General features: G+C 69.8%; 13 protein-coding genes and 1 pseudogene. 3 read left to right on the plus strand and 11 right to left on the minus strand.

Annotated features, from left to right (window positions below; all coding sequences use genetic code 11):
- Positions 1-64: 64 nt before the first annotated feature.
- The 10 genes from era to MJQ72_RS30690 all read right to left on the minus strand — a co-directional run bounded on the left by era (position 65) and on the right by MJQ72_RS30690 (position 8,950).
- Positions 65-964: a GTPase Era gene (era, locus tag MJQ72_RS30645; RefSeq protein ID WP_016332464.1), complete on the minus strand. Its 900-nt coding sequence runs from the start codon at positions 962-964 to the stop codon at positions 65-67.
- Positions 964-1,290: a cytidine deaminase gene (locus MJQ72_RS30650; protein ID WP_240594518.1), complete on the minus strand. Its 327-nt coding sequence runs from the start codon at positions 1,288-1,290 to the stop codon at positions 964-966. Before MJQ72_RS30650 ends, era begins: the two co-directional genes overlap by 1 nt.
- Positions 1,283-2,635, minus strand: a complete 1,353-nt coding sequence (locus MJQ72_RS30655) for a hemolysin family protein (RefSeq protein WP_240594519.1) — start codon at positions 2,633-2,635, stop codon at positions 1,283-1,285. The genes MJQ72_RS30650 and MJQ72_RS30655 overlap by 8 nt, the downstream gene beginning before the upstream one ends.
- A gap of 10 nt (positions 2,636-2,645) precedes the next feature.
- Complete coding sequence (ybeY, locus tag MJQ72_RS30660; RefSeq protein ID WP_016332461.1) at positions 2,646-3,200, minus strand: rRNA maturation RNase YbeY; 555 nt, start codon at positions 3,198-3,200, stop codon at positions 2,646-2,648.
- Entirely contained in the window at positions 3,197-4,282 is a 1,086-nt protein-coding gene (locus MJQ72_RS30665) for a PhoH family protein (RefSeq protein ID WP_240594520.1), read from the minus strand. Before MJQ72_RS30665 ends, ybeY begins: the two co-directional genes overlap by 4 nt.
- 114 nt (positions 4,283-4,396) lie before the next feature.
- Positions 4,397-4,747 carry a histidine triad nucleotide-binding protein gene (locus tag MJQ72_RS30670; protein WP_240594521.1) on the minus strand — a complete coding sequence of 117 codons (351 nt, stop codon included), beginning with the start codon at positions 4,745-4,747 and terminating at the stop codon, positions 4,397-4,399.
- Positions 4,748-5,270: 523 nt separating this feature from the next.
- Entirely contained in the window at positions 5,271-6,023 is a 753-nt protein-coding gene (locus MJQ72_RS30675) for a 16S rRNA (uracil(1498)-N(3))-methyltransferase (RefSeq protein WP_240594522.1), read from the minus strand.
- Between the two features lie 3 nt (positions 6,024-6,026).
- Positions 6,027-7,190 (minus strand): molecular chaperone DnaJ, encoded by a 1,164-nt coding sequence (gene dnaJ / locus MJQ72_RS30680; RefSeq protein WP_240594523.1) that lies wholly within the window; start codon positions 7,188-7,190, stop codon positions 6,027-6,029.
- A gap of 42 nt (positions 7,191-7,232) precedes the next feature.
- On the minus strand, positions 7,233-8,258 hold the full coding sequence (hrcA, locus tag MJQ72_RS30685) for a heat-inducible transcriptional repressor HrcA (RefSeq protein ID WP_240594524.1): 1,026 nt from the start codon (positions 8,256-8,258) through the stop codon (positions 7,233-7,235).
- A gap of 83 nt (positions 8,259-8,341) precedes the next feature.
- Positions 8,342-8,950 (minus strand): DUF1707 domain-containing protein, encoded by a 609-nt coding sequence (locus tag MJQ72_RS30690; protein ID WP_240594525.1) that lies wholly within the window; start codon positions 8,948-8,950, stop codon positions 8,342-8,344.
- 239 nt (positions 8,951-9,189) lie between these two features.
- On the opposite strand from MJQ72_RS30690, the gene MJQ72_RS30695 reads away from it, so the two are divergent.
- Positions 9,190-10,416 (plus strand): lipase family protein, encoded by a 1,227-nt coding sequence (locus MJQ72_RS30695; RefSeq protein ID WP_240594526.1) that lies wholly within the window; start codon positions 9,190-9,192, stop codon positions 10,414-10,416.
- A 62-nt stretch (positions 10,417-10,478) separates the two neighbouring features.
- Here the strand turns inward: MJQ72_RS30695 and MJQ72_RS30700 are convergent.
- Positions 10,479-11,974 (minus strand): annotated as a pseudogene (locus MJQ72_RS30700) (CoA-acylating methylmalonate-semialdehyde dehydrogenase).
- Positions 11,975-12,116: 142 nt separating this feature from the next.
- On the opposite strand from MJQ72_RS30700, the gene MJQ72_RS30705 reads away from it, so the two are divergent.
- Entirely contained in the window at positions 12,117-13,739 is a 1,623-nt protein-coding gene (locus MJQ72_RS30705; protein WP_240594527.1) for a PucR family transcriptional regulator ligand-binding domain-containing protein, read from the plus strand.
- A gap of 59 nt (positions 13,740-13,798) precedes the next feature.
- Positions 13,799-14,164, plus strand: a complete 366-nt coding sequence (locus MJQ72_RS30710) for an SSI family serine proteinase inhibitor (protein ID WP_240594528.1) — start codon at positions 13,799-13,801, stop codon at positions 14,162-14,164.
- The last annotated feature ends 61 nt before the right edge of the window (positions 14,165-14,225 follow it).

Raw genomic sequence — 14,225 nt, forward strand, 5'->3', positions numbered from 1 at the left:
GGTCACCCGTCCGGTTCCACATCATCAACCGGTCTCCGCGACCGAATCGAGACATTCCGTTCAGTCAGAAGCCCAGCCGTCGCAACTGACGGGGGTCGCGCTGCCACTCTTTGGCGACCTTGATGTGCAGGTCGAGGTACACCTTCGAACCGAGAAGGCCCTCGATCTGCTGCCGGGCGCGCGCGCCGACGTCCTTGAGCCGCTCACCCTTGTGCCCGAGGATGATGCCCTTCTGGCTCGGCCGTTCCACATAGAGGAACGCGTGCACGTCGATCATGTCGTCTCTGCCCTCGTGGGGCAGCATCTCCTCGACGGTGACGGCGATCGAGTGCGGGAGTTCGTCCCGGACCCCCTCCAGTGCCGCCTCGCGGATCAGCTCGGCGACCAGGGTCTGTTCCGGCTCGTCGGTGAGTTCACCGCCCGGATACAGCTGCGGCCCCTCGGGAAGGTGGCGCACCAACAGGTCCGAGAGCGCGCCGACCTGGAAACCGTCCACAGCGGACACCGGGATCAGCTCGGCGAACTCCATGACCTCCTGCAGGGCGAGCAGCTGCTCGGCGACCTGTTCGGGTTTCACGAGATCCGTCTTGGTGACGACGCCGATCACGGGGGTCCGTTTGGCGATCTTCTTGAGTTCGGCGGCGATGAACCGGTCACCGGGACCGACTTTTTCGTTGGCGGGCACGCAAAGCCCGACAACGTCCACTTCGGACCAGGTCGAATGGACGATGTCGTTCAGCCGCTCGCCGAGCAGGGTCCTCGGGCGGTGCAGCCCCGGTGTGTCGATGATCACCAGCTGCGCGTCGTCACGGTGGACGATGCCGCGGATGGCGTGCCGGGTGGTCTGCGGTTTGCTGGAGGTGATCGCCACCTTGCTGCCGACGAGCGCGTTGGTCAGCGTCGACTTGCCCGCGTTGGGCCGCCCGACGAAGCAGGCGAATCCGGAACGATGCGGCTCGGCCATCAGCTCAGCACCTTGCCACTGGGATCCGCGAGATGGACCGGGGCGTCTTCGGCGATGTCCCGCACCGCCTGGAGCGAAGCGTCGTTCAGGACGGTGTCACCACTGACCACGACGGCGGCCTCGATTCCTTCGGCTCCGCTCGAAACGGCGGCGGCGACGGCGGCCTGCAACGCGGTGAGCTTGAACGACGGCTGGTCGACGGTGCTCGCCGCGTAGGTGCGGCCGTCGGTGTCGCGGAGCGCGGCGCCTTCGGCGGCCTGGGTGCGGGCTCGCGCGGACCTGGCCAGGGTCACCAGCTTCTGGTCCTCGGCGTCCAGCTCAGGCATGTTCGACACTCCTGTCACTTTCATCGGGCTGCGGGACCCGGGTCCGGCGCCTGCCCTGGGCTGCGTCGGTCACCGCGTCCGCGTCGGCGGGGTGGACGACCACCGTGGTGATCCGCATCCGCCCGCGCCGGTCCTTACCGCCTTCGGCGAACAGCCGAAGTCCGGCGACCTCGGCTTCGGCCCCCGGCAGCGGGACCCTACCCAGTCGCTCGGCGAGCAGCCCGCCCACGGTCTCCACGTCGTGGTCTTCGAGGTCGATCCCGAACAGTTCGCCCAGGTCGTCGATCGAGAGCCGGGACGAGACGCGGACCGCGCCGTTTTCGAGTTCTTCGACCTCGGGGCGTTCGTCGGTGTCGGATTCGTCGGTGATCTCGCCGACGATCTCCTCGAGGATGTCCTCGATGGTGAGCAGGCCGGCGGTGCCGCCGTATTCGTCGACGGCGATCGCCATGTGGTTGTGCGAAAGCTGCATCTCCTTGAGCAGGTCGTCGAGCCGTTTGGAGTCCGGCACGAAACTCGCCGGGTTCATCAGCTCCTCGACCTGCCGCTGCGAGCCGCCCTCGGCCATGTACGCGGGCATGAGGTCCTTGATGTTCACCACGCCCACCACGTCGTCGACGGAGTCGCCGATCACCGGCAGCCGGGTGAACCCGGTGCGCAGGGCCAGCGCGAGCGCCTGCCGCACGGTCTTGTCGTGCTCGATCCAGACGATCTCCGTGCGCGGCACCATGACCTCGCGCGCGACGGTGTCGCCGAGCTCGAACACCGAGTGGATCATCTCGCGTTCGGATTCCTCGACGACGCCGCGCTCCTGGGCGAGGTCGACCAGCTCACGCAGTTCGACTTCGGAGGTGAACGGGCCCTCGCGGAAGCCGCGGCCGGGGGTGATGGCGTTACCGAGGACGATCAGCAGCCTGCTGAGCGGCCCGAGGATCGACCCGAGGACGCGGACGGGGCCCGCGACGACGAGGCCGATCCGGTACGGGTGCTGGCGGCCGAGGGTGCGCGGGCCGACCCCGATGAGCACGTAGCTCACCACGACCATCACGCCCGCGGCTACGACGATCGCGAGCCACAACGGCTCGATCCAGCCGAGGATGTCGACGGTGACCAGCACGGTGGCGGTCAGCTCGCAGGTCATCCGCAGCAGCAGGATCAGGTTGATGTGGCGGCGGCGTTCGGCGATGACCAGCGACAGCTGGCGCGCGCCGGGGCGGCCGAGCCGGACGAGGCCGTCGGCGCGGGCCTTGGAGACCGTGCTGACCGCGGCGTCGGCGGCCGCGAACACCCCGGCGAGCAGGATCAGCGCGATGGCGATGACCAGCAGGGCCGTGGGACTACCCATGTCCGCGAACCTAGGCGGGGGGTTCTTCGGCGGGCGCGGCGTCGAGGCCGGCGGTGCCGAGGAGCCTGTCGTCCGCGGAGCGCTGCGCGTCGCGCTTGTTGTGCGCGGCCACGGCGGCCTGGAACTCGCCGAGGATCCGCTTCTGCAGGCCGAACATCTCGCGTTCCTCGGCGGGTTCGGCGTGGTCGTAGCCGAGCAGGTGCAGCACGCCGTGCGTGGTGAGCAGGTGCAGCTCGTCCATCAGCGCGTGACCGGCCGTCTTGGCCTGGTCCTTCGCGAACGCCGGGCACAGCACGATGTCGCCGAGCAGCGCGGGCGAGGCGTCGGGCGCGTCGGGGCGGCGCGACGAGTCGAGCTCGTCCATCGGGAAGGCCATCACGTCGGTGGGACCGGGCAGGTCCATCCACCGCTCGTGCAGATCCTCCATCACCTCGAGGGTGACGAGCAGGATGGACAGCTCGGCGAGCGGGCTGACCTCCATCTTGTCGAGCGCGAAACGGGCGGCCGACACGATCGAGGTCTCGTCGACGTTCACGCCCGATTCATTGGCGATCTCGATGCTCATGAACGGCGTTGCCCTTTCCAACCGCTGCCCTGGTCCTTGCTGTCCTGCAGCGCCTGCCACTTCTCGTACGCGTCGACGATGTCGCCGACGAGCTTGTGCCGCACCACGTCCTGGCTGGTGAGCTGGGCGAAGTGCAGGTCCTCGACGCCGTCGAGGATGTCGCGGACCACCCGCAGGCCGCTCTTCTGGCCGTTGGGGAGGTCGACCTGCGTGACGTCGCCGGTGACGACGATCTTGGCGCCGAACCCGAGCCGGGTGAGGAACATCTTCATCTGTTCCGGCGTGGTGTTCTGCGCTTCGTCGAGGATGATGAAGGCGTCGTTGAGGGTGCGGCCGCGCATGTACGCCAGCGGCGCGATCTCGATGGTGCCCGCCTGCATCAGCCGCGGGATCGACTCGGGCTCGACCATGTCGTGCAGCGCGTCGTACAGCGGGCGCAGGTACGGGTCGATCTTCTCGTTGAGCGTGCCCGGCAGGTAGCCGAGGCGCTCGCCGGCTTCGACCGCGGGGCGGGTCAGCACGATGCGGGTGACCTGCTTCGCCTGCAGCGCCTGGACGGCCTTGGCCATGGCGAGGTACGTCTTGCCGGTACCGGCGGGGCCGATGCCGAAGACGATCGTGTGCTTGTCGATGGCGTCGACGTAGCGCTTCTGGTTGAGCGTCTTGGGCCGGATCGTCTTGCCGCGCCGGGAGATGATGTTCATGCTCAGCACTTCGGCCGGTGACTCGTGGTCACCGGTGGAGAGCATGCCGACGGTGCGGCGGACGGTGGCCGGGTCGACCTGCTGGCCGCGGCCGGCGAGCGTCACGAGTTCGGCGAAGACACGTTCGGCGAAGGCGACGTCGGCGGGGGCTCCGGTCAAGGTGACCTCGTTGCCCCGGACGTGGACGTCGGCGGCGAGGAGTTCTTCGGCGACCCGGAGGTTTTCGTCCCTCGAGCCGAGCAGGCTGAGCGCGGCGGCGTCGGGGATGGGGAATCGGGACTGGGCCGCCTCGGTGATCGCGGCGTCGTCGGTCTTCGTCGGGGTGACGTCCGCGGGAACGTCGGGTCGGGCGGCTTCACCCGGTACGGTTCCGGCCACGTGGCCTCGGGCCTACTTCCTGCGCTTACGCTGCGATTTTCAACGACAGTGACGAGTTCGATGTTACTGGTTGCGGGTGGCGGCACGCAGTCCGGTTTCCGCAGGCCGCGCGCTTCAGCGCCCGAAATGCCCCAGCTGCTCGCCGCCGAGCACGTGCGCGTGCACGTGGAAGACGGTCTGCCCGGCGTCACCGTCGGTGTTGAACACCACCCGGTAACCGGACTCGGCGATCCCCTCGATCTCCGCGACCTTACGGGCCGTCGAGGCCACATCGGCGAGGAGCTGCGGGTCCCCCGAGGCCAATTCGGCCAGATTGCGGTACTGCTTCTTCGGCACCACGAGCACATGCACCCGCGCTTGCGGCGCTATGTCCCGGAACGCATACGTCGTCGCGTCCTCGTACACCTTGTCGGAGGGGATCTCCCCCGCGATGATCCGCTCGAACAACGTCTCCGCGTCACTCATCCCCCACCCTATCGCCCACCCGGCCCACCCCTCGCTACGCGCTTCTCTCACCAGGCAAGGGGCCCGTTCGCGAAGACCACCCGCCACCCCGCCACGAGAGCCCCACGCGGACGGGGCGAAGGGAACTTTCGCCGCGTCGCATGCGAGGAAAGTCCCCTTCGCCCTAACCCGAAACGCCACTCACGACCACCCCGGCCGTCGACCTCACCGTGGGGCCGAGGGCTCGGCCCCGGGTCAACACGCGGAACCGCGCCGCGGCGCGAATTCGGGGCGCGGCAAGGAGCGAAGCGCTTTGCGAAGGCCGGAAATGAAGATGCCGCGGCGCGGTGGGCCCTGGGGGTCGGCCCACCGCCGCCGCGGCTCCGCCGGACCGAGGGGGGAGGTGCCCGGCGGGGATTCACGCGCGCGACTGGGCTTCATCCCCAGTGGCGCGCCGAAACCGTGTGTTGCGCGTCAGTTAACGAGAGTAACGGCTGTTTGCGTGATCGCGCCATAACTCGCCGCAAATTAGTGGGGTGTTTTTTCACTTCCAGCGGTCGGTGAGAACCCCTAGCGCGCCGAGTGCCACGGCGGCGGCGGTGGAAGTGCGCAAAACGGTGGGGCCCAACCGGATGGCGGTGGCGCCGGCGTCGGTGAGGGTGGCGAGTTCGTCGTCGGTGATGCCGCCTTCGGGGCCGACGACGAGAAGGATGTCGCCTTGTGCCGGGAGTTCGATCTCGGTGAGGCGGGTGGTGATGCCGGATTCGAGGACGAGTGCGCGGGAAACGGTCTGGGCGAGTTCGGCGAGTTCGCGGGTGGTGACGGGCTCGGCGACTTCGGGGACGTGGGCGCGGCGGGCTTGTTTGGCGGCGGCGCGGGCGGTGGTGCGCCAGCGGGTGAGGGCTTTGTCGCCGCGCGTTCCTTCTTCCCAGCGGGCGACGCTGCGGGCGGCGCGCCAGGGGACGATGGCGTCGGCGCCGGCTTCGGTGGCGAGTTCGACGGCGAGTTCGCCGCGGTCGCCCTTCGCGAGGGCCTGGGCGACGATGACGCGCAGCGCGGGTGGTTCCTCGGTCCAGTGTTCTTCGATGGCGAGGGTGAGTGCCGCGTCGCGGCCGGCCTGGACGGCTTCGACTACGCAGCGCGCCATGCCGCCTTCGCCGTCGGAGAGCACGAGACGTTCGCCGACGCGCAGGCGGCGGACGGTGGCGGCGTGCCGGGCTTCCTCGCCGTCGAGGGTGGTGCGCCCGGAACCGGGCAGCGCGGCGGTGAGGAAGACCGGCAGTGTCGTCTCGGGCACGGGTTACCGGTGGTTCTTGGTGCGCAGCTTGGAGAACAGCCCACCGGGCTTGGAGCCGTTCGAGGACAGCGAAGGCACGTCTTCGCCGCGCTGCTGGGCGAGTTCGACGAGGAGGTCGCGCTGGGCGTCGTCGAGTTTGGTCGGCACGACGACGTCGATGTGGACGTGCAGGTCGCCGCGGCCGTCGACACGGCCGGAGGACCGCAGCCGCGGCATGCCCTTGGCGGTGAGCACGAGTTCGGTGGCGGGCTGGGTGCCCGGCTCGATGTCGAGTTCGTAGTCGCCGTCGATGAGGGTCTCGATGGGCACCGTGGCGCCGAGGGCGGCGGTGGTCATCGGGATGCGGAAGTTGCAGTGCAGGTCGTTGCCCTGCCGGACGAACACCTCGTGCGGTGCTTCGTCGATCTCGACGTAGAGGTCGCCGGCGGGGCCGCCGCCGGGGCCGACCTCGCCCTGTCCGGAGAGGCGGATGCGCATGCCGTCGCCGACGCCCGGCGGGATCTTGGCGGTGACGTTGCGGCGGGCGCGGACCCGGCCGTCGCCGCCGCATTGGCGGCAGGGGTCCGGGATGACCTCGCCGAAGCCGCGGCAGACCGGGCAGGGGCGGGCGGTGACGACCTGGCCGAGGAAGGAGCGTTGCACGGACTGGACCTCGCCCGCGCCGCCGCAGGTGTCGCAGGTCTTGGTGCTCGTGCCCTCCGCCGCGCCGGCGCCGCGGCACAGGTCGCAGACGATGGCGGTGTCGACGGTGATCTCGCGGTCGACGCCGGTGGCGCATTCCTCGAGGGTGAGGCCGAGGCGGATGAGCGCGTCGGAGCCGGGCTGCACGCGGCTGCGCGGGCCACGGCCGCGGCCGCCGCCACCTCCGGCGGCGCCGAAGAAGGCGTCCATGATGTCGCCGAGGCCGCCGAAGCCCGAGAACGGATCTCCCCCGCCGCCGCGGGCGCCGCCGTCCATCGGGTCGCCGCCGAGGTCGACGACCTTGCGCTTCTGCGGATCCGACAGCACCTCGTACGCGGTGGTCACCTCGCCGAAGCGGTGCTGGGCGTCCTCCGACGGGTTGACGTCGGGGTGCAGTTCACGGGCCAGTTTGCGGTACGCGCGCTTGATCTCCTGATCCGTCGCGTTCTTCGCCACCCCGAGAATGCCGTAATAGTCCCTCGCCACCGTCTTCGCCTTCTCCTTCTGACTTCGACCTCACCGCCGCGTTCAGCGACCGGAGAGGATCTGCCCCACGTAGTTCGCCACCGCGCGCACCGCGGCGATGGTGTTCGGGTAGTCCATCCTGGTGGGCCCGACGACGCCCATCCCGCCCAGCAGCAGGTCGTCCATGCCGTAGCCGATGGACACCACCGAGGTGCTGCGCATCTGCTCGTCCTCATTTTCCTCACCGATGCGCACCGTGATCGCACCGGGGTTGCGGGCGGCCGCGAGCAGCTTGAGGACGATGACCTGCTCCTCGAGCGCTTCCAGCACCTGCCGCAGCGATCCGGGGAAGTCCGAGACGTTGCGGGTGAGGTTCGCCGTGCCGCCGAGCACCAGCCGCTCCTCGGGGTGCTCGACCAGCGATTCCACCAGCACGGTGCAGACGCGGGTGAGGCTGTCGCGCAGCTCGCCCGGCGACTTCTCCGGCAGTTCGGCGACCGCCGCCGCGGCCTCCGAGAGACGGCGGCCCGCCAGTGCCCCGTTGAGCACGGTGCGCAGCCTGCCGACGTTCTCCTCGGTGATGACGTCCCCGAGGTCGACGGTGCGCTGGTCGACCCGGCCGGAATCGGTGATCAGCACGAGCATCAGCCGGGCCGGGGTGAGCGGCACCACTTCCAGGTGGCGGACGGCGGAGTTGGTCATCATCGGGTACTGGATGACCGCGACCTGCCTGGTCAGCTGCGCGAGCAACCGGACGGAGCGGCGCAGGACGTCGTCGACGTCGGTGCCGCTGTCGAGGAACGCGGTGATGGCCCGGCGCTCGGCCGCGCTGAGCGGTTTGACCTCGGCTATCCGGTCGACGAACAGCCGGTACCCCTTGTCGGTGGGGATCCGGCCCGCACTCGTGTGGGGCTGTGTGATGTAGCCCTCTTCTTCCAGTGCCGCCATGTCGTTGCGCACGGTGGCGCTGGACACACCGAGGTTGTGTTTGTCGACGATCGCCTTGGATCCGACGGGCTCCTGGTTGGCCACGTAGTCGGCGACGATCGCGCGCAGCACTTCGAAGCGGCGCTCTTCCGCGTTGGCCACCCGCACACCTCCCTCGGCTCGTCCTCACAACGAGTTTACGGAAGGTGGAGTGCCCGGCGAGCCACCGGACTTCTTTGGCCCCCTCAGCCGCGCCCCCGGAGGGAGCGCCGCCGCGGCTCCAGGGGCCTTCGGATCACCTTCACCGACCCCCACCAGGCGAAACCCGTGACGCGCAGCACCGGCGCGCCCGTCTCCGGCCGTCGCCGCCCCGTGCCGCGGCCGGTGCCGAATCCGCCCATCAGGCCGACGCCCCGGACGTCGAGGGCGAAATCCTCGGGCACGACGATCTTGACGCCGCCCATGATCGCCACCGCCCTGATCGTGCAGGACCCGGCCGTGATCCTGGCGCGCCGCAGATCGAGGCGCACACTGCCCCAGAAGGCGCGGCTGACGTGGTTCGGCGGCAGTGGCCCGTCGAACCGTCGCGTGGTGCCGGACATGACGGCGAACGAGCGCCGTCCGCCTTGCTCGCCGTCGCCGGTGTGGGACAGCGCGAGCGCCCCGCCGGGCGACAGATCCGCGACGACGGGTTCGAACTCCGCGAAGGTCTTGGCCGCGTAGACGGCGTCCAGTCTCGTTTCCAGCTCACCGGCGCTGATCCGTCCCGCGCCCATGGCCTCGTACAGCAGTTGCGCGACGTTTTCGCGATCGGAATCGGCCACCCGCATCGCCGACCGCTTCGGTTCCGACATGACGGCGACGATAACCGGGATCGGCGAATTCCGGAAATTGCGCGAACACCGGACGGGCCACCGTGAGCGAATTCGGTTTCCGCACGCTGACAGGAATGACAAAATCGCCGCGTCTGACAATTCCGGACGCGAACAGCCGTCCGGACGTGACAATTCGGCGAACGGTCATTGACCGCGCGGGGCCACGTGCGGGAGTTTTCGTCCACCGGCCCACTTCCCGACTCAGTGTGGAGCGCGATATGACTTCTTCCTTTCGCCATGTCCTGATCGCCGCCTTGACCGTGACGCTGGTCGCGGTCGGCGCGGCGCCCGCGAGCGCGGACACGAATTTGGTGTACACCTCTTCTTCACCGCTTCCCGCCGGCGAGAACGGTGACGTAATCAAGTCGCAGCCCTCGACCTACAACGGGGCGAAATCGACCAGGATCCAATATCTGTCCCGGGACAACAAGGACAAGCAAGTCGCGGTGAGCGGCACCGTTCTGGTGCCGGACAAACCGTGGAACGGTCCCGGCGAACGGCCGATCGTGGCCTACGCGCCCTTCACCTTCGGCATGGGGCCGGACTGCGCCCCCTCGAAGACCCTCGCGGGCGAGGGCGCCTCGGACCTGGTCTCCGGTTTCCAAGGCGGTTTCGTCACCGCGTTGCTGGGCGCCGGGTTCGCCGTGGCGCAGACCGACTACATCGGACCGTGGGTGGAAGGCAGCGGCGATCACCCGTACGTCGTCCGGTTGTCCGAGGCGCACACCGTGCTCGACGTCATCCGCGCCGCGCAGCGGCTGCCCGGAACCGGTCTGCCCGCCGACGGCCCGGTGGGCATCGCCGGCTACTCCGAGGGCGGCAGTGCCGCCGCGGCCGCCGCCGAACTGGCCGCCACCTACGCACCCGAACTGAACGTCATGGGCGTCTACTCCGGCGCACCGCCCGCGGACAAGGCCGCGCTGTCGAAGTCGCTCGACGGCGGAATGTACTTCGGGTTCCTCGGCTACGCCCTGATCGGCATCAACCAGGCCTACCCCGAGGCCAAGCTGATGAACCTGGCCAACCCGACGGGTGCCGATCTGTTCCTGAAGGCCCGCCAGACCTGCACCATGAACGCGGTCCTGCAGTTCATGTTCAAGCAGTCCAGCTCGCTGACGAAGGAGGGCAAGCCGGTGTCCGCCTACCTGTCCCAGCCGCCGTTCGACGCGATCGTGGCGGAGAACCGGATCGGCACCATCAAACCGGCCATGCCGGTCCTGGTCGAGCAGAGCCCGATGGACGACGTCATCCCGGCCGCCGTCGGCAAGCAGATGGCGAAGGACTGGTGCGGCAAGGGCGCCAACGTCCAGTGGAAGGACTTGCCGACCTTCACGCCGTTCTTCTCCCACGCGCTGGGCATGACGACCGCGTCCACCGACGCCACCGAGTGGCTGAAGAGCGTGTTCAACGGGCAAGCGGGCAACGGCAACTGCGGCCGGTTCTGACCCACCCCTCGTGAGTGGCAAGGACGGTTAGAACCGTCCTTGCCACTCACGAGGCGCTGTCGTCAGCTGTTGCGCGGGAACCCGAGGTTCACCCCGCCCTGCGAAGGATCGGGCCACCGCGAGGTGACGACCTTCGTCCGTGTGAAGAAGTGGAACCCTTCCGGCCCGTAGGCGTGGCTGTCCCCGAACAGCGAGTCCTTCCACCCGCCGAACGAGTAGTAGCCGACCGGCACCGGGATCGGCACGTTCACGCCGACCATCCCGACCTCGACCTCGTTCTGGAACCGCCGCGCGGCCCGCCCGTCGTTGGTGAAGATCGCGGTGCCGTTGCCGTAGGGGTTGGCGTTGATCAGCTCCAGTGCCGCGTCGTAGCCCTCGGCCCGCGCGACCGCCAGCACCGGCCCGAAGATCTCGTCGGTGTACACGGACATGTCCGGGGTGACCTGGTCGAACAGTGTCGGGCCCAGCCAGAACCCGCCGTCCTCACCGTCGACCTCGATACCGCGGCCGTCGACGACGAGCCGGGCGCCCGCTTCGACACCGGCCTCCACATAGGACTCGACGCGTTCGTGGTGGGCGGCGGTGACGAGCGGCCCCATCTCGGAGGTGGGCCGCATACCGTCGCCGACGCGGAGCCGCTTGATCCGCTCGGCGATCTTCTCGACCAGTTCGTCGCCGACCGGGTCGACCGCGACCACGACCGACACCGCCATGCACCGCTCCCCCGCCGAGCCGAAGCCCGCGGACACGGCCGCGTCGGCGGCGAGGTCGAGGTCGGCGTCCGGGAGGACGACCATGTGGTTCTTCGCGCCGCCGAGCGCCTGCACGCGTTTCCCGTGCCGGGTCCCGGTTTCGTAGACGTACTTCGCGATCGGCGTCGACCCGACGAACGAGATCGCCTTGACGTCGCGGTGTTCCAGCAGCCCGTCGACGGCCACCTTGTCGCCGTGCAGGACGTTGAGGACGCCGTCGGGCAGGCCGGCCTCGGCGAACAGCTCCGCGATGAACACGGCCGCGGACGGATCCTTCTCGCTCGGTTTGAGCACGACGGTGTTGCCGCAGGCGAGCGCGTTCGGCACGAACCACAGCGGGACCATCGCCGGGAAGTTGAACGGCGAGATCACGCCGACCACGCCGAGCGGCTGCGAGATCGAGTACACGTCGACGCCGGTGGAGGCGTTCTCGCTGAACCCGCCCTTGAGCATCTGCGCCGCGCCGCAGGCGTACTCGACGTTCTCGATCGCGCGCGCGACTTCACCCGCGGCGTCGGACTCGACCTTGCCGTGTTCGCTGGTGACGATCTTCGCGAGTTCGTGCCGCCGCGCCGAAAGCAGCTCACGGAAGGCGAACAGCACCCGTGTCCGCCCGCCAGCGACGTCCCGCGCCAGCCCGGCAGCGCCCGGGAGGCGGCCGCGACGGCGGCGTCGACGTCGTCCTGCGCCGCGAAGGCGACCTTCGCCCGCACCTGGCCGGTGGCCGGATCGAACACGTCACCGGATCGTTCGCTCACGCCTTCGCACGGTTTGCCGTCAATCCAGTGGTTGATGCGGTCGGTCACGGTTCCGCCTTCCTGGTCCTGATGCCTGCTCCCGGTCGAGTCTGAGTGCGCGCGCCACACCGACGCCATCGTCAACGTGTACGGACTCCCGGTCCCGCCCGTACAGTCTGTCTCCAGCGTTGTCGAACCGGGTGGGAGGCCGATGTACCCGACCGTCGCCGAGGTGCTCGCGCTGCCGGTGCTGCGTCAGGGCAGGCCCCATGTGGTGGCGGGGGCGGCGGGGCTGGACGCGCCGGTCCGCTGGGCGCACGTGGCCGAGGTCGCGGACATCGCCCCGTTGCTGCGGGGCGGGGAACTCGTGCTCACCACCGGGGTCGCGCTGCCCGACGACGGTGCCGCGCTGGCCCGGTACGTCGGCGACCTGGCGGGGATCGGTGTCGCCGGGATCGTCGTCGAACTGGTCCGGCATTGGAGCGAGAAGCTGCCGCCCGCGCTGGTCGACGCCGCGGACCGCCACGGTGTCCCGCTGATCACCCTTTCGCGCGAGACGCGCTTCGTGTCGGTCACCGAGGCGGTGAACGGGCTGATCGTCGACGCCCAGGTCGACGAACTGCGCGCGGCCGAGCGGGTCCACGAGACGTTCACCGCGCTGACGGTCGCCGGCGCCGAGCCGGGCGACATCCTGCGGGAGGTCGCGAGGCTCACCGAACATCCCGTCGTGCTGGAGACGCTGTCGCACGAGGTCCTCGCCTACGACACGGCGGGGACCGATCCCGGCGAGCTGCTGCCCGGCTGGCCGTCCCGGTCGCGGCCGGTGCAGGTCGGCGAGCGGACCGGCTACCACCAGGGCGCGGGCTGGCTGATCACCGTGGTCGGCGCGCGCGGGCACGACTGGGGACGGCTGGTCGTCGTCTGCGGGGACCCGCCGCCGCACCGGCACGTCGTGGTCGCCGAACGGGCCGCGTCCGCGCTCGCGGTCCACCGGCTGGTCGCCAAGGACACCGACAGCCTCGAACGCCAGGCGCACCGCGCGATCCTGACCGAACTGCTGGCGAACCCGGTGCCGCCCGCGGAACTGACCGCGCGGGCCTCCGCGCTGGGTGTCCCGCTGACCGGACGGCTGCTGGTCGGGGTCGCCGTGCGGCCCCGGATCACCGTGACCGCCAAGACGGCGCAGTCCACTCCGGTGCTACTGCGGGAACTCGCGGAGGCGACCGTGCTCGCCGCGCGGCACGCCAAGGTGTCCGCGCTGGTGGCCACCGACGACACCCAGGTGCGCGCGCTGATCGCGCTTTCACCGGAGGCCGGGGTCGACGCGGTACTGAAGCGGCTGGCCACCGACGTCCACGAGGCCCGCGCCGGCGCGCCCGCCGTGGTCGCGGTCGGGACCACCGGCAGCGGACCGGCGGAAGCACGGCGGACGCTCGTCGAAGCCGCGCAGGTCGCCGCCGCGGCGCTCGCCGAGAACGTCGAACGGGTGGTCCACCGGCTCGACGACGTCCGGTTGCGCGGACTGCTGCATCTGCTGGCGGGCGACGAGCGGATCACCGCGTTCGCCGCGCGGGAGCTCGGCCCGCTGCTGAGCCGGGACGCCGCGCAGGGCAGCAGACTCGTCCAGGCGTTGAGGCATTACTGCGAGCACGGCGGCAACAAGTCGGCGGCGGCCGCCGCCGCGCACACCTCCCGCACCGCCTACTACCAGCAGCTGGCCCGGATCGAGCAGGTCCTGGGCGTGCGGCTCGAAGATCCGGAGTCGATGCTCTCGCTTTATGTCGCTTTGCTCGCCCACGACATTCGAAAAGCGGACGACCACACGTCCGGGTGAGCAAATCTCACCCGAGCGTGGAACACAGTGATCGGGCCACGTCAGCCGATAGGGTTGATATGGCTTTCTTCGAACCGATCGGCGCCTGCGTACTCGCGTTGGCCTGTATGGCCCCGGCGCAACCCGCCGAATCCACGTTTCAGCTGACCAGCCACGACACCAGGGGCCGGATCGGCACCGTCTCGCTCACCTGCGGGCCCACCGGGGGTTCCCACCCCACCCGCGGGAACGCCTGCGGCAAACTGTCCGAAGTGGACGGAAAGTTCGACAAGCTCCGCCCCGAACCGCGGGCCTGCACCCTGGAGTACTCGCCGGTGGACGTCTCGGCGGTGGGCAAGTGGCGCGGCGAACCGGTCACCTTCCGCACCTCGTACGCCAACCGTTGCGTCGCCGACGCCGAGTCGGCCGGCGTCTTCACCTTCTGACCGAGGCACTTCCGTCGAGGTGACCGCCGGACCTCCCCCTCGGTGGCCCGGCGGCGCCGTT

Source organism: Amycolatopsis sp. EV170708-02-1, assembly GCF_022479115.1.
Lineage (GTDB): Bacteria > Actinomycetota > Actinomycetes > Mycobacteriales > Pseudonocardiaceae > Amycolatopsis.

Excerpts from the sequence above, each read along its gene's own strand:
- era (WP_016332464.1), bottom strand. The coding sequence starts at position 964 with ATGGCCGAGCCGCATCGTTCCGGATTCGCCTGCTTCGTCGGGCGGCCC.
- MJQ72_RS30650 (WP_240594518.1), bottom strand. The coding sequence starts at position 1,290 with ATGCCTGAGCTGGACGCCGAGGACCAGAAGCTGGTGACCCTGGCCAGG.
- MJQ72_RS30655 (WP_240594519.1), bottom strand. The coding sequence starts at position 2,635 with ATGGGTAGTCCCACGGCCCTGCTGGTCATCGCCATCGCGCTGATCCTG.
- ybeY (WP_016332461.1), bottom strand. The coding sequence starts at position 3,200 with ATGAGCATCGAGATCGCCAATGAATCGGGCGTGAACGTCGACGAGACC.
- MJQ72_RS30670 (WP_240594521.1), bottom strand. The coding sequence starts at position 4,747 with ATGAGTGACGCGGAGACGTTGTTCGAGCGGATCATCGCGGGGGAGATC.
- MJQ72_RS30690 (WP_240594525.1), bottom strand. The coding sequence starts at position 8,950 with ATGTCGGAACCGAAGCGGTCGGCGATGCGGGTGGCCGATTCCGATCGC.
- MJQ72_RS30695 (WP_240594526.1), top strand. The coding sequence starts at position 9,190 with ATGACTTCTTCCTTTCGCCATGTCCTGATCGCCGCCTTGACCGTGACG.
- MJQ72_RS30705 (WP_240594527.1), top strand. The coding sequence starts at position 12,117 with ATGTACCCGACCGTCGCCGAGGTGCTCGCGCTGCCGGTGCTGCGTCAG.
- MJQ72_RS30710 (WP_240594528.1), top strand. The coding sequence starts at position 13,799 with ATGGCTTTCTTCGAACCGATCGGCGCCTGCGTACTCGCGTTGGCCTGT.